Raw genomic sequence first — 20,551 nt, forward strand, 5'->3', positions numbered from 1 at the left:
ACGTGCGTGCACAGATGCACGCCCAGGGGGTGCCTCGATGGAGCAGTCCGGCCGCTCCGACGCCTTTTCACTCGCGGACCGTCGCATCCTGCTGATCGGCGTCGGCGGGATCGGTGCCGAGGTCGCGGAGGCGCTGGCCCGCAGGGGCGCCCAGCTGCTCTGCGCCGACGTGTCCGCCGAGACCGCGGAGCGGGTCGCCGCCGAGCATCCGGGAGCGACGGCGTACCGGTTGGATGCCACCGACCGGGCCGCGGTGCTGGCACTGGCCGACGAGATCGGGCCGGTGGACGCCCTGGTGGTGACCGTGGGTGCGAACGTGCGGCAGCGGATCACCGACTACACCGAGGCCGATCTGGACAAGGTGCTCGCGCTCAACCTGAAGGCCCCCTTCTGGGCGATCCAGGCGTTCGCGCCGGGGATGGCCGAGCGGGGCCGGGGCAGCATCGTGGTCTTCTCCTCGGTCCGTGCGCTCACCGTCGAACCGGGCCAGTCGGCGTACGCCGCCGCGAAGGCGGGTGCGGTGCAACTGGTGCGGACCGCCGCCGCCGAGTTCGGCCCCCGGGGCGTACGCGTGAACGCGGTGCTGCCCGGGGTGGTGGAGACCCCGCTCACCGAACAGATCAAGGCCTCCCCCGACTGGTACCAGGCCTACGCCACCAAGGGTGCGCTGGGCCGCTGGGCGCAACCCGAGGAGATCGCCGGCGCGGTGGTCTTCCTGACCAGCGACGCGGCCAGCTTCATCAGCGGGACCGCGCTCACCGTCGACGGCGGCTGGACCGCGGTCGACGGCCGGTTCACTCCCCCGCTGCCCGCCCCGAAGAACCCAGAGCCCACCCCGCCCGATTCCCGGGCCCCAGCCGACCCCTCGCCCGGTTCCGGTGCGATCCACTAGAAAGGCACGCCCATGAGTACGGCCCAATCCTCCGGCCACCTCACCGATGGGGACTCGCCCGAGCTCCGCGCGACGGTGAGCAAGGCTGCCAAGCGGCTGATCCCCTTCCTGGGGCTGCTGTATTTCATCAACTACCTCGACCGCACCAACATCGCCTTCGCCGGCCCGAACGGCATGAACCGGGACCTGGGGCTGAACGCCACCCAGTTCGGCATCGCCTCCGGCCTGTTCTTCATCGGCTACCTGATCCTCGAGGTGCCGTCGAACATCATGCTGCACAAGGTCGGGGCCCGGCGCTGGATCGCCCGGATCATGGTGTCCTGGGGCATCGTCGCGACGGCATTCGCGTTCGTACCGAACACCACCTGGCTCTACATCCTGCGCCTGGTGCTCGGTATCGCCGAGGCCGGTTTCTTCCCCGGCATCATCCTCTACCTCACCTACTGGTTCCCGCAGCGGGACCGGGCGAAGTACACCGCGCTGTTCATGACCGCGATCCCGATCTCCTCGGCCCTCGGTGCGACCGTCTCGTCGTTGATCATCCAGTACAGCCACGGGCAGATCTTCGGCCTGGCCGGTTGGCGCTCGATGTTCATGCTGGAAGGCATTCCGGCGGTCATCCTCGGTGTGGTCTGCTGGTTCTTCCTCACCGACAACCCGCGGGCGGCGAAGTGGCTGAAGCCGAACGAGCAGGAGCTGCTGCAGGCCCAGCTGGATCTGGAGCACCAGGAGAAGGAGAGCACCTATCAGGTCACGATGGGTCAGGCGCTGGCGATGCCGCGGGTCTGGGCGCTGTCCTTCGTCTACTTCGGCGGCGTGTATGGCCTGTACTCATTGAGTTTCTTCATGCCGAGCATCGTCGCCGGGTTCAAGAACGAATACCAGGTGCAGTGGTCGGTGGTCGAGCAGGGGTTGGTGACCGCGATCCCCTATGTCTGCGGCCTGGTCGCGATGCTCTTCTGGTCAAGGAGATCCGACCGCACCGGTGAACGGGTGTGGCACAACGTGATCCCGCTGACCATCGGCGCGCTGCTGATCCCGATCACCAGTTACATGCCGGGGCCGGTGTCGAAGATGGCACTGCTCAGTGTGGTGACGATGTGCATCATGGCGTTCCTGCCGACCTTCTGGTCGCTGCCGACCGCCTTCCTCACCGGCGCATCGGCCGCCACCGGCATCGCCCTGGTGAACTCGATCGGCAACCTGTCCGGATTCGCCGGCCCCTACATCACCGGTTATCTGAAGGACCTCACCGGCACCGACCGGGCCGGCATGTACGCCATCGGCATCGCGATGATCATCGCCGCGGTGATCACCCTGATCCTGAAGGCCGCCCCGGCGCCCAAGGATCCCGATCCGAGCAGGATGGTCAAGGGCGGCCACGGCGCCCACTGACGCCCAGGTCGAGACTGACGTCGGCTGAGCGAGCGCCAGCGAGTCGAAGCCACGTCCCTGAAACCACCCTTCCTGACACGAAACCCCTGCTGCAGTGGGGGTTTCACCCCAGGGAGGGTGGTTTCACGAACGCGGGCTCGGGCGGAGCGGGATCATCTCGACACGCTCGCTGAGCTAGCTCTTCGATGAACGTGGGGGCCAGCCGGCGTCGGGTTGCTCGAAGCGCAGCATCAGCGCCCGGAGCAGCCCGGAGAGCTGTTCCCGCTCGCCCCGGTCCAGCGCATCGAGCAGCTCGGATTCGTGTCTGAGCAGGGTTTCCAGCGCCCCGTCGACGACATCGCGGCCGGCATCGGTGAGGCTGACCAGCACCCCGCGACGGTCGCTGGGGTCGGGGCTGCGGCGCACCAGACCCCGGGTGACCAGCCGGTCGACGCGGTTGGTCATGGTGCCGGAGGTGACCAAGGTCTCGCGCAGCAAGCGGCCCGGGGAGAGCTGATAGGGCTCCCCCGCGCGGCGCAGCGCGGCCAGCACGTCGAACTCCCAGGCGACCACCCCGTGCGCTGCGAAGGCGTCCTGGCGGGCCCGGTCGAGGAGCCGGCTGAGCCGGGTCACCCGGCTCAGCACCGCCATCGGCGACAGGTCGAGATCGGCCCGCTCGCGACCCCAGTCGGCGAGCAGCCGGTCGACGTCGTCCTGGGCGCTCATGCGCTCATCGTACGCCGACCTCTTGACATCGAGAATCTTGACCCATGTATCTTGATGTCAAGACAGTTTGGAACTGCTCGGTGAGGAGCGGCCGTGGGTGACTGGAATCCCGATCTCTATCTGCGGTACGCCGATCAGCGCGGCCGGCCGTTCATCGACCTGGTCGCCCGGATCGGTGCCACCGATCCCGCCACCGTGGTCGACCTGGGGTGCGGGCCGGGCAACCTGACCAGCACCCTGGCGCAGCGCTGGCCGGGATCGAGGGTGCTCGGCGTCGACTCCTCCGCGGCGATGATCGATCGCGCCCGCGCCACCCACGGCGACAGCGACCGACTGCGCTGGCAGCGGGCCGATCTGCGTGACTGGCAGCCCGAACAACTGGTCGATGTGATCGTCTCGAATGCCACCCTGCAATGGATTCCGGAGCATCAGGGGTTGCTGCCCAGGCTGGTCGGGATGCTCGCCCCCGGTGGCTGGCTCGCCTACCAGGTGCCGATCAACTTCGACGAGCCGAGCCACCGGCTGCTCCGCGAGGTCGCCGCCGACCCGCGCTTCGCCGGCCACGTCGAGGGTGTCGCCCGGACCGCGCAGTATCCGACCGTCGACGCGGTCGCCGTCCTCACCGCGCTGGGGTGCACGGTGGACGCGTGGGAGACCACCTATCTGCATCTTCTGCCGGGCCCCGACCCGGTCTTCGAGTGGATCTCGGGCACCGGTGCGCGGCCGATCCTGGACCGGCTGACCGAACCGCTGCGTGCCGAGTTCAGCCAGGCGTACAAGGAAAAGCTCCGGATCGCCTACCCCGCACAGGACTTCGGGACGGTGCTGCGCTTCCCGCGCGCGTTCGTGGTGGCCCGGCGGGCCGGGACGCTCAGCGATTGACCTCGTCGCGCCAGGCGACCAGGTCGCGTACCGGGCCGAGGTCGTAGTCGGGGCCGTTCACCCCGAGGGTGAACAACCGGGCTCCGGCGGCGTGCTTGGCGGCGGCGTCGGCCTGCGGGTCATCGGCCTCCACCCCGATCGAGCGCTCGATCTCGGCGGAGTCCCGACCGACCGCGGCGCAATGCTCGTCGAGGATCCCGCTCTTGCGGGTGAAGGTCTCCACATCGCCGAAGCTGTGCCAGATCTGGGCCTGCTCGGCGACGATCCGCAGCGTCTTCTTCTCCCCGCCGCCACCGATCAGCACCGGGATCTCCCGGGTCGGCGCCGGATTGAGTTCGGCCCACCGCTGCTTGATCAGCGGCAGATCCCGGGCGAGCGCGTTCAACCGGCCGCCGGCGGTGCCGAAGTCATAGCCGTAGGCATCGTAGTCGCGCTTGAACCAGCCCGAACCGATGCCCAGGATCAACCGCCCGACCGCGCCGTCGCGCGCCGAGATGTGATCGACGGTGCGGGCCATGTCGGCCAGCAATTGCGGGTTGCGGTAGGAGTTGCAGGTCACCAGGGCACCGAGCTGGACCCGTTCGGTGGCCTCCGCCCAGGCGGCCAGCATCGTCCAGCACTCGAAGTGCTTGCCGTCCGGATCACCGAACAGCGGGAAGAAGTGATCCCAGTTGAAGACCGCATCCACCCCGGCCTCCTCGGCGGCGGCGACCGCCCGGCGGATGTCCGCGTAGTCGGCGTGCTGCGGTTGCAGCTGGACCGCGATCCGAACCTGTCCGTTGTCTGTGGCCATCTGGCTCTCCTCGTTGAGTGCTTCTCGTCGACTGCTGGGTTCAGCTGATCAGCCGAGCCCCCGGCACCGGCCCACGCACCCGGCGTACCGCCCGCGCCACCCCTTCGGCGCCGAGGCGTACGCTCAGCGCGACCGCCGCTTCCTCGTTACGACAAAGGAAAGCACAGGTGGGTCCGGAGCCGGACACGATGGCCCCCAGGGCCCCGAACTCGAGCCCGGCGTCGAGGGTCTGCTGCAGCTGCGGGCGCAGGTCGATGGCCGCCTCGGCCAGATCATTGTGCAGATGCCGCCCGAGTGCCACCGAATCACCGGAGGCCAGTGCGTTGAGCAGCTCGGTCGGCATCGCCAGATCGCAGCCACCGGGCTGGAGTTCGTCGAAGCGCCGGAACACCGTCGGAGTGGAGAGCCCGACATCGGCGACCGCGAGCACCCAGTGGTGTGCACCCCGGGTCAGCACCGGTACCAGCTCATCGCCGCGGCCGGTACCGATCGCGGTCCCGCCCAGCATCGAGAACGGCACATCGGCACCCAGCTCTCCACCGAGTTCGCGCAGCTCCTCGAGATCGGCGTCCAGATCCCACAGCACCGAACAGGCCAGCAGCGCGGCGGCCGCATCCGCGGAACCACCCGCCATCCCCCCGGCGACCGGGATCGACTTCTTCACCGTCATCCGCACACCCAGGGCGCTCTCCGGGCCGAACCGCTCGGCCACCAGCCGGGCCGCCCGCATCGCCAGATTCGAGTCGTCGGCGGCGACCAGATCGGTGCCCTCCCCCGACATCGCGATCGAGAACAGTCCGGGCTCGTCCCACTGGGCGGTGAGCTCGTCGTGCAGCGACACCGCCTGGAAGACCGTGGTCAGCCGGTGGTAGCCGTCGGCGTCCACGCCGCCGACACCCAGCGCCAGATTGATCTTGGCCGGGACGCGGACGCGGATCGTCGCAGGTCCGGGAGCTACAGGTGTCGCCACGGGCCACACCCTAGTCAGGACCCCGCGCGTACCATCGAATGGGTGACGACGACGACGCGCGAAACGCCCCGGAATCGGGCGCCCGAGATCCGTACCGTTGGCGAGCTCCGGGCCAGCGGCCACCAGCAGCAGAGCCTGCGTGCCGAGCTCCGCGCCAACCTGCTCTCCGCACTCGCCGCGGGCACCGATCCCTGGCCCGGGCTGCACGGATTCGAGGGCACCGTGATCCCCCAGGTCGAGCGGGCCCTGCTCGCCGGCCACGACATCGTGCTGCTCGGTGAGCGCGGCCAGGGCAAGACCCGGTTGCTGCGCAGCCTGGTCGGTCTGCTCGATGAGTGGACCCCGGTCATCGAGGGTTCCGAACTCAGCGAGCACCCCTATGAGCCGATCACCGCGGCCTCGCAGCGCCGCGCCGCCGAGCTGGGCGATGACCTGCCGGTCGCCTGGCGGCACCGCGACGAGCGGTACGCCGAGAAGCTCGCCACCCCGGACACCAGCGTCGGCGACCTGGTCGGCGACGTGGACCCGATGAAGGTGGCCGAGGGCCGCAGCCTGGGCGATCCGGAGACCATCCACTTCGGCCTGGTGCCGCGGGCCCATCGCGGAATCGTGGCGATCAACGAGCTGCCGGACCTGGCCGAACGGATCCAGGTGGCGCTGCTCAATGTGATGGAGGAACGCGACATCCAGATCCGCGGTTATCTGCTGCGGTTGCCGCTGGATGTGTTGGTGGTGGCCTCGGCGAACCCGGAGGACTACACCAACCGCGGCCGGATCATCACCCCGCTGAAGGACCGCTTCGGCGCCGAGATCCGCACCCACTACCCGCTGGAGATCGCCGACGAGATCGCGGTGATCCGGCAGGAGGCGGAACTGGTCGCCGAGGTGCCCGATGTGCTGCTGGAGGTGCTCGCCCGCTTCACCCGCGAACTGCGTTCCTCCTCCGCGGTCGACCAGCGCTCCGGTGTCTCGGCCCGCTTCGCGATCGCCGGTGCCGAGACCGTCGCGGCGGCCGCGCTGCACCGCGCCACGGTGCGCGGCGAGCAGGAGGCGGTGGCCCGGTTGGTCGACCTGTCGGCCGCGGTCGACGTGCTGACGGGCAAGATCGAGTTCGAGGTCGGCGAGGAGGGTCGCGAGACCGAGATCCTCACCCACCTGCTGCGTCAGGCGACCGCGGCCACGGTCCGGGAGAAGCTCCGCGGACTGGATCTGGCCGAACTGGTGGCGGCGATGGACGGCTCCCGGCTGGTCACCACCGGTGACCGGGTGACCGCCACCGAGCTGCTGGATTCCCTGCCCAGCCTGGATTCCGACCTCTATGACCGGATCTCCGAACGTGTCCAGGCCGACGGTGTCGGGGCCCGCGCCGGGGCGGCCGAGCTGGCACTGGAGGGCCTCTACCTGGCCCGACGGATCAGCAAGGAGAGCGGCGACCAGGGAGCGGTGTACGGCTGATGGCCGGCTTCGGGAGGCGTCCGGACCCGCACCGTTCGGCGTACGGGCCCTATCACGACGGGCCGGACCCGCTGGCCCCGCCGGTGGATCTGGCCGAGGCACTGGAGCAGATCGGTCGCGACGTGATGGAGGGCACCTCTCCGCAGCGGGCGATGCAGGAGTTCCTGCGGCGTGGCGATCGGAACCGTACCGGCCTGGACGAGTTGGCCCGCCGGGTCGCGGAGAAGCGGCAGCAGCTGCTGCAGCGGCATCGCCTCGACGGCACCCTCGACGAGGTACGCGAGCTGCTCGACCAGGCGGTGCTCGCCGAACGCAAGCAGCTGGCCCGTGACCTGGACGACGATGCCCGATTCTCCGAACTGCAGTTGGAGAATCTGCCGCCCTCGACCGCCGCCGCGGTGAACGAACTGCGTGATTACCAGTGGCGCTCGAGTGAGGCCCGGGAGGCGTACCAGAAGATCTCCGATCTGCTCGGCCGAGAGCAGCTCGACCAGCGTTTCGCCGGCATGAAGCAGGCCCTGGAGAATGCCACCGATGAGGATCGAGCGCGGGTGCAGGAGATGGTCGATGACCTGAACTCCCTGCTGCAGAAGCATTCCCGCGGTGAGGACACCCAGGCCGACTTCGACGAGTTCATGGCCAGGCACGGCGAATTCTTCCCGGAGAACCCGCAGACCATCGACGAGCTGCTGGACACCCTCGCCCAGCGGGCGGCCGCCGCACAGCGGATGCGCAACTCGCTCTCCCCCGAGCAGCGGGCCGAGCTGGACGCACTGGCGCAACAGGCGTTCGGATCCCCGCAGTTGATGCAATCCCTGTCCCAGTTGGACAGCACGCTGCGCGGGCTGCGCCCCGGTGAGGACTGGGGCTCATCGGAGGAGTTCGGCGGCGAGCAGGGGGTCGGGCTGGGTGAGGCCGCTGGGATGATGCAGGACCTGGCCGATCTGGACGCGCTGGCCGAGCAGCTCGCCCAGCAGCACGCCGGGGCGTCGCTGGACGATGTGGATCTGGAGAAGCTGGCCGGCCAGCTCGGACCGGAGGCCGCCGTCGATGCCCGCACCCTGGCAGAACTCGAACGAGCGTTGAAGAATTCGGGCTATCTGACCCGCGGCCCGGATCAGGCGCTGCGGTTGTCGCCGAAGGCGATGCGGCACCTGGGCCGGGCGCTGCTGCGGCAGGTCGCGCGGCGACTCTCGGGGCGTACCGGGGCCCGGGAGACCCGGCGGGCCGGTGCGGCCGGTGATCGCACCGGCGCCGCCCGCGCCTGGGAGTTCGGTGACAGCGAACCGTGGGACGTCACCCGGTCGGTCCAGAACGCCGTGCTGCGCGCCGCCTCCGAAGGTGGCGCCGAGGCGCGCAGCGCACGCGCCGGCGGTGGTGTCCGCCTGCAGATGGACGACATCGAGGTCGCCGAGACCGAGGACCGCACCCAGGCTGCGGTGGCGCTGCTGGTGGACACCTCGTTCTCGATGGCGATCGAGGGACGCTGGGTGCCGATGAAGCAGACCGCGCTGGCGCTGCACCAGCTGATCAGCACCCGGTTCCGCGGGGACTCGCTGGAACTCATCGGGTTCGGCCGCCACGCCGAACGCCTCGACATCGGTGAGCTCACCGCGATGGAGTCCAACTGGGGCATCCAAGGCACCAACCTGCACCACGGGTTGCTGCTCGCGAACCGCTTCTTCCGCAGGCATCCCTCGGGCCAGCCGGTGCTGCTGGTCGTCACCGACGGTGAGCCGACCGCGCACCTGGAACCGGACGGCGAGGCGATCTTCGGCTATCCCCCGTCGCCCTACACGATCGCGCTCACCGTGCAGGAACTGGACGCCTCCCGACGGCTCGGTGCCAACGTGACCTTTTTCCGCCTGGGCAGCGATCCCGGGCTGACCCGCTTCATCGAGGGACTGGTCCGCCGGGTCGAGGGCGAGGTCGTCGCCCCGGATCTGGACGACCTCGGGGCCGCCGTCGTCGGGTCCTATCTGGGCGGCCGCGACCGCGAGTTCTAGAGTGGGGCTCCCAGAGCAGAACCACGGACAGGAGTCGCTCAATGCCCACTCGCACCGCACGTACCGCCTGGAACGGAACCCTGCAGGAGGGGTCCGGACAGGTCGAGCTGACCAGCTCGGGCCTCGGCACCTTCGAGATGTCCTTCCCCAAGCGCGCCGCCGACGAGGCCGACGGCACCACCAGCCCCGAGGAGCTGATCGCCGCGGCGCACTCCGCCTGCTTCGCCATGCAGCTGTCGGCGGCGATCGCCGAGCAGGGCGGTACGCCGCAGTCGCTCGAGGTGACCGCCGACGTCTCCCTCGGACCGGACAAGGAGAACGGCGGCTTCAAGCTCACCGGCATCACCCTGAAGGTCAGCGGCGAGGTCGACGGTCTTGATGCCGCGGGGTTCGATCAGGCGGCCAACTTCGCCAAGGCCAACTGCCCGGTGAGCAAGGCGCTGACCGGCGTCGACATCACGATGGAGTCCACGCTGGAGAGCTGATTCGGCGGCATTACCACCGTCACACGCCCCGTCGCCACCCGGCTGCGGGGCGTGTCTCATTATTTGACCGCAATAAAGTTTTTCGAAAATGCTGTGCTGGACGTGTCGGGCATGACATAGTTCCGCCGTGGAGCCAACGGGGGCTCCTATCGGGGATCAATCAATGCAACGCACCCTTGTGGTGAGCCGTTTTGTCGCGCTCACCGCCGCCTCCATGCTGTTACTGGCGCCCATCAGGGCGATGGCGGACGACACCACCCTCACCGGCGACGGGGTCACCCCCGTCAGCGGCGGCTCAACCATCGACCTCGGCACCGTCTGTGTCGGCGGGTCGGTCACCAAGGATGTCCTGGTCTCGGTGACCCGCCAGGGTCAGGGCCAGGTCTTCGCCAACGGCAGCACGGTCACCGTGACCGCCAGCGCCACCGGAACCGGCCTCACCGCCGCACTCGGGTCCAACACCATCAAGCTCCCGGCCAACTGGGAGAAGCTGGCCAACCGGACCCAGTCCGGGACCGTCTCGGCCGCTCTGACGCTCAGCCCGACCACGGCCGGGGCCTTCAGCGGCAGCGTCGCCTTCGACGCGACCGGAGCGAGCACCGACAAGGGCACGATCACCCGGTCCGCGACCCTCGCGGTCACCGGCACCGCCAGGAACTGCAACACCGCGCCGACCATCATCGTCAACGACGTCACCCTCGAGGGCAACACCCTCGGCGGGCGCACGCTGGTCTTCGGTGAGATCGGCAGCGCGACCGACGCCGAGGATCAGAACGCTCCCGCGGTCAGCTGCATGCCGGCCACCGGCTCGGTGCTGCCGCTCGGTGCCAACCGGGTCAGCTGCACCGCCACCGACAGCGCCGGCCTGACCGCGACCGCCACCGGCACCGTCACCGTGGTCGACACCGCGGCACCCGTGCTCACCGAGCTGCCCGCCAGCGCAACCATCGAGGCCACCTCGGCCGCGGGGGCGGCGTACACCTATCAGACTCCGAAGGCGCAGGACGTGGTCTGGGGCGACGTCCCGGTCAGCTGTACGCCGGCCTCCGGCGGCACCTTCCCGGTCGGTTCGACCACCATCACCTGCACCGCCACCGACGGCTCCGGCCAGGTCGGTTCGGGCAGCTTCGTGGTCAACGTCGTCGACACCACCGCGCCGGTGATCACGGTCTCCGATGTGACCGCCGAGGGCAACACCCGCGGCGGCGCCACGGTCGATTTCACCCTGCCGACCGCCACCGACACGGTCGACGGCAGCACCGTCGTGACCTGCGACAAGAGCTCCGGCGACCTCTTCCCGGTCGGTGACACCACCGTCACCTGCACCAGCACCGACAGCGCGGGCAACCTGGCCACCGCGGCTTTCGTGGTGCGCGTCACCGACACCACCGCCCCGGTGATCTCGGCCAAGAACCTCACGGTCGAGGGCAACACCACCGGCGGCGCCACCGTCACCTTCGACCAGCCGACCGCCACCGACATCGTCGACGGCGCGACCACCGTCAGCTGCAGCAAGAACTCCGGCGACTTCTTCGACCTGGGCGAGAACACCGTCACCTGCACCAGCGTGGACAGGTCCGGCAACCAGGCCACCGCCACCTTCACCGTGACCGTGACCGACAGCACCGCACCGGTGCTGACCGGGATGCCGCAGGACGCCACCGTCGAGGGCAACACCCTCGGTGGCGCCAACTGGTCCTACGTCGCCCCGACCGCGACCGATGTCGTCGATGCCAACCCCGGCGTCACCTGCGAACCGGGCGACTCGGCCTTCTATCCGCTCGGGAAGACCACGGTCACCTGCACCGCCACCGACGCCTCCGGCAACAAGACCTCGGCCAGCTTCACCGTGACCGTCGTCGACACCGCCGCCCCGGTGATCGAACTGACCGGTGTCACCCCGGCACCGAATGCCGCCGGGTGGAACAACGGTGCGGTGACGGTGACCTGGACCTGCACCGACAGCGTTTCCGGCGCCTCGACGGTGACCGAGACGGTGAGCACCGAGGGTGCCAACCAGTCGGTGACGGGCACCTGCACCGACAAGTCCGGCAACAGCGCCAGCAACACCGTGTCCGGCATCAACATCGACAAGACCGCCCCGGTGCTGACCGTCAACGGCCCGGAGAACGGCAGCACGATCAGCTCCTGCACCCCGACCGCGCCGGCGCGGCCGACGTTCACCGCGACCGACGCACTCTCCGGGGTGGCCGACCAGGGTGACAACTGGACCACGCCGGCCAGCGGTGTGGTGGGCAGCTACACCTACACCGCCTGGGCGATCGACAACGCCGGCAACCGGGCCGAGCAGACCCGCCGCTTCACCGTGGCGACCAAGCCGGCCACGATGAGCGCCTTCTCCCAACCCATCAATGCCGACGGGTCCAGCCGGTTCAAGCTGGGCAGCACCATCCCGGTGAAGATCCAGGTGACCTGTGATGGCAAACCGGTCACCGATGCGGTGGTCAAGCTGACCGTGCAGAAGCTGAGCGACAGCACCAGTGCCGGGGAGCAGGAGGCCGTCTCGACCTCGGCCGCCACCACCGGGAACCTGTTCCGCTACAGCGATCCGCAGTACATCTTCAACCTGAGCACGAAGTCCGGTTACAGCACCGGCAGCTACCAGCTCACCGCGACGCTGGCCGACGGCCAGACCAGGACCGTCACGGTCCAGCTGGTGAAGTGACGCCGGTCGACTGACTGCTGAACCACCACCCGAAGGCCCGGTCCCCCGCGGGGGCCGGGCCTTCGGATGTTCAGCCGGTGGTGTCGAAGACCTGCTCGGCGATCCGCGCGAAATCCTGCACCAGCAGGGATTCACCGCGAGCCTGCGGATCCACCCCGGCCCGCTCCAGGGCCTCGGTGGCCGCCGCCGAGGAACCGCAGATCCCGGACAGGGCGGAGCGCAGCATCTTGCGGCGCTGGGCGAAGGCCAGGTCGATGACGGTGAAGACCTGCTCCCGGGTGGCGGTGGTGGGCGGCGGCTCCCGGCGGACCATCCGGACCAGGCCGGAGTCGACATTGGGCACCGGCCAGAACACCGACGGCGGCACCGTGCCGACGCGACGCGCCTCGCACCACCAGGCCAGCTTCACCGACGGCACGCCGTAGATCTTCGACCCCGGTGCGGCGACCAACCGGTCCGCCACCTCGAGCTGCACCATCACCAGACCCCGTTGCAGGGAAGGGAAAGTCGCCAGCAGATGCAGCAGCACCGGGACACTCACGTTGTAGGGCAGATTGGCGACCACCGTCGTCGGCGCCGGTCCGGGCAGCTCGGTGACCCGCAGCGCATCGGCGTGCACCACGTCCAGCCGGTCGGCGCGGTCCGGCATCCGTGTCCGGACCGTCAGCGGCAACTGGGCGGCGAGCGAGTCCTCGATCTCCACCACCGTGACGTGCCGGGCCACCTCCAGCAGCCCGAGGGTCAGCGAACCGAGCCCGGGCCCGATCTCCAGGGCGACATCATCGCCGGACAACTCGGCAGCCTTGACGATCCGACGGACCGTGTTGCCGTCGATGACGAAATTCTGACCGCGCTGCTTGGTCGGTCGAAGCTCCAGCTTCGCCGCGAGCTCCCGCACGGTGCGCGCATCGAGCAGGCCGCTCACCCCGGTTCTCCCCACTGCCCCCAGTGCACCTGCTGCTCCCGCGGGACCCGTTGGCGCCGACGCGGCGAGCCCGACCGGGTCTCACCCGGGCGGGGCCAACCGAGACTGATCACCCCGACGCTGAGCTGCTCGGCCGGTACGCCGAAACCGGCGCGGACCGCGTCCACCTTGCCCGGCGGGATACCGAAGAAGCAGGCGCCCAGGCCGCGATCCACCACGCCGAGCAGGATGTTCTCCGCGGCCATGCCGGCGTCCACATACCAGTAGGGCGCGGTCCAGCGGGTCTCGTCGCGGTCGGTCCAGCCCTTGTCGGGTTCGGCGTACCGGTCCAGATAGGCCGCCTTGCTGGCCCAGACCAGGATCAGCACCCGGGCGGTCCGCATCCGTTCCAACCAACGACTTCCGGCGTCCACGGTCAGCTCCCAGAAGCGGTCCACCGCGGCACCGTCGAGGGTCTGCAGGCTGACGCCCTGACTGAATCCGGCCGAGGGGGCGCGGACACCGAGATCGAGCAGCTCCTCGACCAGCGCGCGCGGGACGGGCGCGTCGGCGTACTCCCGCACCATCCGCCGCCGCCGGATCGCGGTGTCGAGGTTCACCACGCGCCCCCGAACGCCGCAAAGGCGTTGCTGGTCAGGGAATCGCAGAGCTCGTCCAGATCGTCACCGCGTTCTGCTGCCATGAAACGCACGGTGTGCGGGATCAGGTAGGAGGCGTTCGGATAACCGCGCCACGGCACCGGCACCAGAAAGGGGGCGTCGGTCTCGGTGAGCAACCGGTCCGCCGGGGTGATCCGCAGCGCCTCCCGCAGCGCCGAATTCGCCTTGTAGGTCACGGGTCCGGGGAAGGAGAGCCACGCCCCGCGGTCCAGGCAGGCGCGGGCGAAATCCGCGTCCCCGGAGAAGCAGTGCATCACGACCCGCTCCGGCACTCCTTCGGCGTCCAGCACCGCGAGGATGTCGTCGTGGGCGTCGCGGTCGTGGATCACCAGGGTGCGGTCGTGGCGGGTGGCCATCGCGATGTGGGCGGCGAAGGATTCCTGCTGCAGTTGTTGCAGCTCGGTTTCGGTGGTGCGGAAGTAGTCCAGGCCGGTCTCCCCCACCCCGCGTACCCGGTCCTCACCGGCCAACCGGTCGATCTCGGCGAGCGCGTCGGGCAGTCCGGTACGCCCCAGGCGGGCCGCATCGTTGGGGTGGATGGACACCGTCGCCACCACCGTGTCGAAGCGTCGGGCCGCCTCGACCGCCCACCGGGAGCCCTCGACATCGGTGCCGACCTGCACGATCCGGGTGATGTTCACCGCGGCCGCGCGCTCCAGCGCGTCGGCCGGGTCGAGTCCGGTGACCTGCTCGGCGGTGTCCAGATGGCAGTGCGAGTCGATCACCGGTCGCGGCAGCGGGTCCGGGCTCGGCGGCAGTTCGTCCTTCACCCGCGTCAGTGTAGTGAGCCGCGCTCAGTTCACCGCGACGCCGCGACCCCGGTGGTTGCGGAAGATCAGCGAGGTCTGCGCGTGCACCACCCCCGCCCGGGCGGTGAGGTGGGTGAGCACGAAATCGCGCAGCTCGTCGGGGGTGGCGCAGGCGACGTGCACCACGAAGTCCTCGGCGCCGGAGACATTCCAGACCTCGATCACCCCGGGCAGTTCGGCCACCTCGATCCCGAAGGCGTCGACCTGCGCCATATCGTGACCCGCCAGCCGGACCGCGACCATCGCCCGGACCGGGGCGCCGAGGCGTACCGGATCGAGGACCGTGGTGAAGCCCTCGATGATGCCGCGCTGCACCAGAGCGCGGACGCGGGCGCTGCAGGTGGATTCGGCGATCCCGACGGCGGCGGCCAGGGCCGCGTTGGAGATCCGGGCGTCGGCGGTCAGCTCCCGGACCAGGGCGGCATCGATCTCGTCCAACCTGGGGCGTTCCCGCGGGGCCGGACCGGGGTCGAGGCGGCGACGTTGCGGCTTCTTCGGCACCCGGCCAGCCTAACGGGCCGGTTTCGCAGAATCCATGATTGGGCGATCTCGAGCCGTGGATATCACGGAACTCTGGTCGTGCTGCCGCGTATTCCGCACCATGAGGGAATGCGTTTCGATGATGATTCCTACCAGCTGGACAGTTCCCTGCCGGACACGATGGCGGTCCATGCGGGACGCGAGGACCTCACCGCGCGCGGGGTGCACGTGTCCCCGATCGACCTGTCCAGCACCTATCCGGTGAGCGATCTGGACAGCGGTGGAGAGGCCTACGAGACGCTGGCCGGCGGTGGCCGGCCCGGGTCCGGGCAGAGCCTAGTCTATCAGCGGCTCTGGAACCCGAACGTGGATCGGTTCGAGCGCGGGTTGGCAGCCCTGGAGGGCACCGAGGAGGCGGTGGCGTACGCCTCCGGGATGGCGGCGCTGTCGGCCGTGCTGTTGGCACTGGTGCAGGCCGGTACGCCCCATGTGGTGGCGGTCCGGCCGCTCTACGGTGGCACCGATCATGTGCTGGCCACCGGGCTGCTGGGCACGACGGTGACCTGGGCGGAGCCGGACACCGTCGCCGAGTCGATCACCCCGCAGACCGGGCTGGTGATCGTGGAGACCCCGGCCAATCCGTCGTTGGAACTGGTCGATCTGGCCGCGATCGTCGCGCAGGCCGGTTCGGTACCGGTGCTGGCCGACAACACCTTCGCCACCCCGGTGCTGCAGCAGCCGCGCCGACAGGGGGTGCGCCTGGTGCTGCACTCGGCGACCAAGTATCTCGGCGGCCACGGTGATCTGCTCGGTGGTGTGGTGGCCTGCGATGCCGAGTGGGCGACGCGGTTGCGCGGGGTACGCGCGCTGACCGGGGCGCTGCTGTATCCGCTGGCGGCGTACCAGCTGCATCGCGGGTTGCAGACCCTGCCGGTACGGATGCGGGCCCAGCAGGACAATGCCCAGGTCATCGCGCAGTGGTTGGCCGGGCAGCCACAGGTGGACCGGGTCTGCTATCCGGGACTGGCAGGCCAGGACCCGCAATCCCTGCTGGGCAGGCAGTTGCGCGGACCTGGGGCGATGATCGCGTTCTCCATGACCGGTGGGTTCGAGGCCGCTTCCGGGTTGGTGACCGGGCTCCGATTGATCACCCATGCGGTGTCCCTGGGCGGGGTCGATTCGCTGATCCAGCATCCGGCATCGCTGACCCACCGCCCGGTCGCACCGGAGGCCCGGCCGCATGCCGATCTGCTCCGATTGTCCGTGGGGCTTGAGGATCCGAGCGATCTGATCGCCGATCTGGCGCAGGCGATGGGTGCGTCCGGTGCTCAGAGCCGTTCGAATGCGAGGGTGCGCACCACCGCGGTACCGACCTGATCGCTGGCGGGCAGGTCGACCTCGGCCAGGATCCGCCAGTCGTGGTTGCCCTCGGGGTCGTCGAGCACCTGGGTGACCTCCCAGCGAGTGCGGTGCTTCTCGATCCGCAGCAGCGCCGGTCCGCGGGCATCGGCGCCGGTGCGGAGTTCGTCGTGCTCGTCCCAATAACCGCCGAGCGCCTCGTCCCAGGCGTCGGCGGTCATCAACACCGGCAGCTCGGGTTCGGGCAGCGCGGCGGCCGCGGCGTCCAGGTTGGCGAGCTCCTGCCAGCGGTCCCGGGCCGCGAGTTCGACCCGGCGGAACATCGCATTGCGAACCATGGTGGTGAAAACCCGCTCGTTTCCGGTCACCGGACGGGGCGGCGGGGGTGGCGTGCCGGCGGCGCGGGCGGCCGCCTCGGCGGCGACCTTGTCCGGGTCGGTGAGGGCCTCCCACTCGTCCAGCAGGGACGAGTCGGTCTGGCGGACCAGCTCCCCCAGCCACTCGATCAGGGTGTCCAGTTCCTCGCTGTGGAAGGAATCCGGCACGGTCTGGCGCAGGGCGCGGTAGCAGTCGGTGAGGTAGCGCAGTACGACGCCCTCGGAGCGTTGCAGCTGGTAGAAGCCGATGAACTGGGTGAAGTCCATGGCGCGTTCCCACAGGTCGCGGACGATCGACTTCGGTGACAGCGCGCTCGGATCGACCCAGGGGTGGGACTGGGCGTACGCCTGCAGCGCGTGCTCGAGCAGTTCGGCCAGCGGCTTGGGCCAGGTGACCTCCTCGAGCAGCTGCATCCGCTCCTCGTATTCGATGCCGTCGGCCTTCATCTCCGCGATCGCGGCGCCCCGTTCCTTGTGCTGCTGGGCGAGCAGCACCACGAACGGATCCTCCAGCACCGACTCGATCACCGACACCACATCGAGCGGGTAGCTGTCGGCCTCGGGATCGAGGAGTTCCAATGCGGCAACGGCGAAGGGCGCGAGCGGCTGGTTCAGCGCGAAGTCCTCCCCGACGGTGTCGGCCAGCGCACAGGTGCGCCCGTCGGCGGCCGGCGGGTCGAGTTTGACCAGGACGCCGGATTCGAGCAGGCCGCGGGTCAGCGAGAGTGCGCGGCGGGAGAGCTGGCGGGTACGCCGCCACTGCTCGTGGTTGTCCTGCAGCAGGGACCGCATCGCCTGCCACGGGTCGCCCGGACGTTGCACGATGTTGAGGATCATCGAGTGGGTGACCCGCATCCGGCTCTGCAGCGGTTCGGGTTCGGCGTCGATCAGCTTGGTGAAGGTCTCCTCGTTCCAGGAGACGAAGCCCTCGGGGGGTTTGCGGCGCTGGAATTTCTTGCGCTTCTTGGGATCGTCGCCGATCTTCGCGAGGGCGCGTTCGTTCTCGATGACATGTTCGGGGGCCTGCACGACCACGTAGCCGATGGTGTCGAACCCGGCCCGCCCGGCCCGGCCGGCGATCTGGTGGAACTCGCGGGCCTTGAGCCGGCGCACCTTGCGGCCGTCGTATTTGCTGAGGCCGGTGAGCAGCACGGTACGGATCGGGACGTTGACCCCGACACCGAGGGTGTCGGTGCCACAGATCACCTTGAGCAGGCCGGTCTGGGCGAGTTGCTCGACCAGGCGGCGATATTTGGGCAGCATGCCGGCGTGGTGCACGCCGATGCCGCGGCGTACCAGCTTGGAGAGCACCTTGCCGAAACCGGGTCCGAACTGGAAGGCGCCGATCTCCGCGGCGATCCGTTCGGCCGCACCGGATGGCAGCAACGGCAAGGAGAGCAGGGATTGTGCGCGTTCCAGTGCCTCGGCCTGGGTGAAGTGCACCAGGTAGACCGGCGCCCTGTCGTCGCGGACGAGTTCGACGACCTTGTCCTGCAGCGGGGTCATCGACCACTCGAACTCCAGCGGGACGGGGCGTTCGGCGCCGGCGATGACGGCGGTGGTACGCCCGGTGCGCTCGGTCAGGTCGGTGACGAACTGGTCGACCTCGCCGAGGGTGGCCGACATCAGCAGGAACTGGGCCTGCGGCAGTTCCAGCAGCGGTACCTGCCAGGCCCAACCGCGGTCGGGTTCGGAATAGAAGTGGAACTCATCCATCACCACCAGGCCGACGTCGGCGTCCTTGCCCTCGCGCAGCGAGAGGTTGGCGAGGATCTCGGCGGTGCAGCAGATGATCGGGGCGTCGGCGTTTACCGAGGCGTCGCCGGTGACCATGCCGACGTTGTCGGCGCCGAAGATCTCACACAGGCTGAAGAATTTCTCGCTGACCAGGGCCTTGATCGGTGCGGTGTAGAAGCTGACCCGGTCGGTGGCGAGTGCCGCGAAGTGCGCCGCGACCGCGACCAGCGATTTCCCCGACCCGGTCGGCGTGGCGAGAATCAGGTTGTTGCCGCTGAACAGCTCGATCGCGGCCTCGTCCTGGTGCGGATACAGCTCGAGCCCCCGCTCCAGCGTCCACTCGGTGAAGCGGTCATAGAGGCTGTCGGCATCGGCGGCCACTCGATCGGTCAACTTCACCCGCCGATCCTAGCGGCCCGGTACGCCGCCCCACGTTCATCGAGTAGGTCGCGCAGCGACCGTGTCGAGATGAACCCGGCACACCCCTGCGCCCTCACGTTCATCGAGTAGGTCGCGCAGCGACCGTGTCGAGATGAACCCGAAAAAATCTCCCCAAACCCCTTGAGTTATTCGAACACAATGACTAATGTGGGACTAGCAGTTGAAAGGAGGTGACCACAGATGACCACCGAACGAGCCCAAGTGCTCGCAGCGATCCGCGCCGAAAGCGAGACCATCGCCCAGGCCGAAGCCCGCCGGCTGGTTGCGATCGCCGCCGCCTGCGACACCTACTCCGGCCTCAACACCCACACCGACGAACTCACCGCCCGCGTCCTCCACGGTGAACAACTCGTGTTCCCCGGTGCCGACGGTACGCCCGGGATCACCGAGTTCTTTCACCTCGAGTTGGCGATGTCGCTGGGGTGTTCACCGGAGACCGCGCAGGTCTGGACCGCCGACGTGCTCAACCTGCGGCATCGGCATCCGATCCTGTGGCAGGCCACCCTCGACTGCGACATCCCCGTCTGGGTCGCCCGCGACATCACCCGCGCCGCCCTGCAGCTGAACTTCACCCAGGCCCGCGAGTTCGACTCCCTCTGGTCACTGCGCCTGGTCAACCTCACCCCCAAGCGTGCGGTCGCGACGACCGAGGCCCAGGTCGCGTTGATCCTCAACGACGACAAAGAAGCCGAACGGCAAGCCGCCAAGAAGCAACGCCGTGTCGAGTTCACCCCCAGCCGGACCATCGCCGGGATCACCGACCTCTACGCGAACCTCGACGCCGGCGACGCGCAGCAGCTCAACGGCACGCTGGACCGCCTCGCCGACGTGTTGAAGGCCGGTGGCTCGACGGCCTCCCGTGACGAGCTCCGCGCGGAAGCCCTGGGTCACCTCGCACATCCCGACCGGGCCCGGCAACTGCTCCAGCCCTCGCTGTTCGACGGCGCCACCGTCACGCCTACGGGTGAGGTGGTCAACAAGCACGGGGAGATCGTCACACCCACATCCGAACGCTGCCGGCACGGTGCCGAATTGATCCTTCACATGACCTCCCGCGACCTCGCGAATGGCCGCGGCGGCGAAGGCGAAGCCCTCGGACCGGTCACCCTCCAGCACTTGAAGGAGCTGCTCGCCCAGTGCGCTGGCACCGTGAAGGTGCGGCCGGTGATTGACCTGGCCGCACCGGTGATGGTCAACACCTACCGACCCAGTGACGAACTCGCCCAGCGGGTGAAGCTGCGCGACCGGTATGTGATGTTCCCCCGATCGAATCGCAGCGCGTTCGGCCGCGTGATCGACCTGGACCACACGATCCCCGCACCGGAGGGGCCGACCAGTTCGGACAACCTGGGGCCGTTGACCCGGGCCTCGCACCGCGCACGAACCCACGCCGGCTATCAGGTCGAGCAACCCTCCCCCGGGGTGTTCCACTGGAAAACACCCGCCGGGCAGGAGGCCTGGGTCAGCGCACATGGCACCTGGGACCATCCACCAC

General features: G+C 69.2%; 17 protein-coding genes. 9 read left to right on the plus strand and 8 right to left on the minus strand.

Annotated features, from left to right (window positions below; all coding sequences use genetic code 11):
* Nucleotides 1-37: 37 nt before the first annotated feature.
* Nucleotides 38-892, plus strand: coding sequence for an SDR family NAD(P)-dependent oxidoreductase (locus tag C8D81_RS18885; RefSeq protein ID WP_094459346.1), 855 nt, complete (start codon nt 38-40; stop codon nt 890-892).
* Nucleotides 893-904: 12 nt separating this feature from the next.
* Nucleotides 905-2,287, plus strand: a complete 1,383-nt coding sequence (locus C8D81_RS18890; RefSeq protein WP_094402073.1) for an MFS transporter — start codon at nt 905-907, stop codon at nt 2,285-2,287.
* A 174-nt stretch (nt 2,288-2,461) separates the two neighbouring features.
* Here the strand turns inward: C8D81_RS18890 and C8D81_RS18895 are convergent, their stop codons facing one another.
* The gene (locus C8D81_RS18895; protein WP_133626604.1) at nt 2,462-2,992 is read right to left on the minus strand and encodes a MarR family winged helix-turn-helix transcriptional regulator; all 531 of its coding nucleotides are present in this window, start codon (nt 2,990-2,992) and stop codon (nt 2,462-2,464) included.
* 93 nt (nt 2,993-3,085) lie between these two features.
* Here C8D81_RS18895 and C8D81_RS18900 point away from each other — a divergent pair, with 93 nt between their 5' ends.
* A complete protein-coding gene (locus C8D81_RS18900; protein ID WP_133626605.1) occupies nt 3,086-3,874 on the plus strand; it encodes a methyltransferase domain-containing protein in 789 nt (262 codons plus the stop codon).
* On the opposite strand, the gene C8D81_RS18905 is transcribed toward C8D81_RS18900, so the two are convergent.
* Both C8D81_RS18905 and C8D81_RS18910 read right to left on the minus strand, forming a co-directional pair.
* Nucleotides 3,864-4,667: an LLM class F420-dependent oxidoreductase gene (locus C8D81_RS18905; RefSeq protein ID WP_094355979.1), complete on the minus strand. Its 804-nt coding sequence runs from the start codon at nt 4,665-4,667 to the stop codon at nt 3,864-3,866. The two genes, C8D81_RS18900 and C8D81_RS18905, sit on opposite strands and share 11 nt — an antisense overlap.
* A gap of 40 nt (nt 4,668-4,707) precedes the next feature.
* A complete protein-coding gene (locus tag C8D81_RS18910; RefSeq protein ID WP_133626606.1) occupies nt 4,708-5,637 on the minus strand; it encodes a 4-(cytidine 5'-diphospho)-2-C-methyl-D-erythritol kinase in 930 nt (309 codons plus the stop codon).
* Between the two features lie 42 nt (nt 5,638-5,679).
* On the opposite strand from C8D81_RS18910, the gene C8D81_RS18915 reads away from it, so the two are divergent.
* The 4 genes from C8D81_RS18915 (at nt 5,680) to C8D81_RS18930 (ending at nt 12,269) form a co-directional block, all read left to right on the plus strand.
* A complete protein-coding gene (locus C8D81_RS18915) occupies nt 5,680-7,092 on the plus strand; it encodes a sigma 54-interacting transcriptional regulator (protein ID WP_133626607.1) in 1,413 nt (470 codons plus the stop codon).
* On the plus strand, nt 7,092-9,098 hold the full coding sequence (locus C8D81_RS18920) for a vWA domain-containing protein (protein WP_133626608.1): 2,007 nt from the start codon (nt 7,092-7,094) through the stop codon (nt 9,096-9,098). The genes C8D81_RS18915 and C8D81_RS18920 overlap by 1 nt, the downstream gene beginning before the upstream one ends.
* A 41-nt stretch (nt 9,099-9,139) precedes the next feature.
* A complete protein-coding gene (locus tag C8D81_RS18925; protein WP_094355975.1) occupies nt 9,140-9,583 on the plus strand; it encodes an OsmC family peroxiredoxin in 444 nt (147 codons plus the stop codon).
* Nucleotides 9,584-9,746: 163 nt separating this feature from the next.
* On the plus strand, nt 9,747-12,269 hold the full coding sequence (locus C8D81_RS18930) for an HYR domain-containing protein (RefSeq protein ID WP_133626609.1): 2,523 nt from the start codon (nt 9,747-9,749) through the stop codon (nt 12,267-12,269).
* Between the two features lie 70 nt (nt 12,270-12,339).
* Here C8D81_RS18930 and rsmA read toward each other — a convergent pair whose 3' ends face one another.
* From rsmA to C8D81_RS18950, 4 genes are read right to left on the minus strand one after another with little or no spacing between them, the layout of a single operon-like run.
* On the minus strand, nt 12,340-13,194 hold the full coding sequence (gene rsmA / locus C8D81_RS18935) for a 16S rRNA (adenine(1518)-N(6)/adenine(1519)-N(6))-dimethyltransferase RsmA (protein WP_094355973.1): 855 nt from the start codon (nt 13,192-13,194) through the stop codon (nt 12,340-12,342).
* Nucleotides 13,191-13,793, minus strand: coding sequence for a nitroreductase family protein (locus C8D81_RS18940; protein ID WP_229119868.1), 603 nt, complete (start codon nt 13,791-13,793; stop codon nt 13,191-13,193). Before C8D81_RS18940 ends, rsmA begins: the two co-directional genes overlap by 4 nt.
* On the minus strand, nt 13,790-14,623 hold the full coding sequence (locus C8D81_RS18945) for a TatD family hydrolase (RefSeq protein WP_407644081.1): 834 nt from the start codon (nt 14,621-14,623) through the stop codon (nt 13,790-13,792). Before C8D81_RS18945 ends, C8D81_RS18940 begins: the two co-directional genes overlap by 4 nt.
* A gap of 24 nt (nt 14,624-14,647) precedes the next feature.
* Nucleotides 14,648-15,163, minus strand: a complete 516-nt coding sequence (locus C8D81_RS18950) for an Lrp/AsnC family transcriptional regulator (protein WP_094355971.1) — start codon at nt 15,161-15,163, stop codon at nt 14,648-14,650.
* Between the two features lie 108 nt (nt 15,164-15,271).
* Between C8D81_RS18950 and C8D81_RS18955 the strand changes: the two genes are divergently transcribed.
* Nucleotides 15,272-16,519 carry a trans-sulfuration enzyme family protein gene (locus tag C8D81_RS18955; RefSeq protein ID WP_133626611.1) on the plus strand — a complete coding sequence of 416 codons (1,248 nt, stop codon included), beginning with the start codon at nt 15,272-15,274 and terminating at the stop codon, nt 16,517-16,519.
* Here the strand turns inward: C8D81_RS18955 and C8D81_RS18960 are convergent.
* Nucleotides 16,471-19,014 (minus strand): DEAD/DEAH box helicase, encoded by a 2,544-nt coding sequence (locus tag C8D81_RS18960; RefSeq protein ID WP_094405650.1) that lies wholly within the window; start codon nt 19,012-19,014, stop codon nt 16,471-16,473. The two genes, C8D81_RS18955 and C8D81_RS18960, sit on opposite strands and share 49 nt — an antisense overlap.
* A 222-nt stretch (nt 19,015-19,236) precedes the next feature.
* Here C8D81_RS18960 and C8D81_RS18965 point away from each other — a divergent pair.
* Nucleotides 19,237-20,551 (plus strand): hypothetical protein (locus tag C8D81_RS18965; protein ID WP_133626612.1); only part of this gene is annotated, 1,315 nt, incomplete at its 3' end.

Origin of the sequence: Enemella evansiae, from assembly GCF_004362375.1 — a bacterium.
Lineage (GTDB): Bacteria > Actinomycetota > Actinomycetes > Propionibacteriales > Propionibacteriaceae > Enemella > Enemella evansiae.

Excerpts from the sequence above, each read along its gene's own strand:
- C8D81_RS18925 (WP_094355975.1), top strand. The coding sequence starts at position 9,140 with ATGCCCACTCGCACCGCACGTACCGCCTGGAACGGAACCCTGCAGGAG.
- C8D81_RS18920 (WP_133626608.1), top strand. The coding sequence starts at position 7,092 with ATGGCCGGCTTCGGGAGGCGTCCGGACCCGCACCGTTCGGCGTACGGG.
- C8D81_RS18885 (WP_094459346.1), top strand. The coding sequence starts at position 38 with ATGGAGCAGTCCGGCCGCTCCGACGCCTTTTCACTCGCGGACCGTCGC.
- C8D81_RS18895 (WP_133626604.1), bottom strand. The coding sequence starts at position 2,992 with ATGAGCGCCCAGGACGACGTCGACCGGCTGCTCGCCGACTGGGGTCGC.
- C8D81_RS18905 (WP_094355979.1), bottom strand. The coding sequence starts at position 4,667 with ATGGCCACAGACAACGGACAGGTTCGGATCGCGGTCCAGCTGCAACCG.
- C8D81_RS18955 (WP_133626611.1), top strand. The coding sequence starts at position 15,272 with ATGCGTTTCGATGATGATTCCTACCAGCTGGACAGTTCCCTGCCGGAC.
- C8D81_RS18890 (WP_094402073.1), top strand. The coding sequence starts at position 905 with ATGAGTACGGCCCAATCCTCCGGCCACCTCACCGATGGGGACTCGCCC.
- C8D81_RS18930 (WP_133626609.1), top strand. The coding sequence starts at position 9,747 with ATGCAACGCACCCTTGTGGTGAGCCGTTTTGTCGCGCTCACCGCCGCC.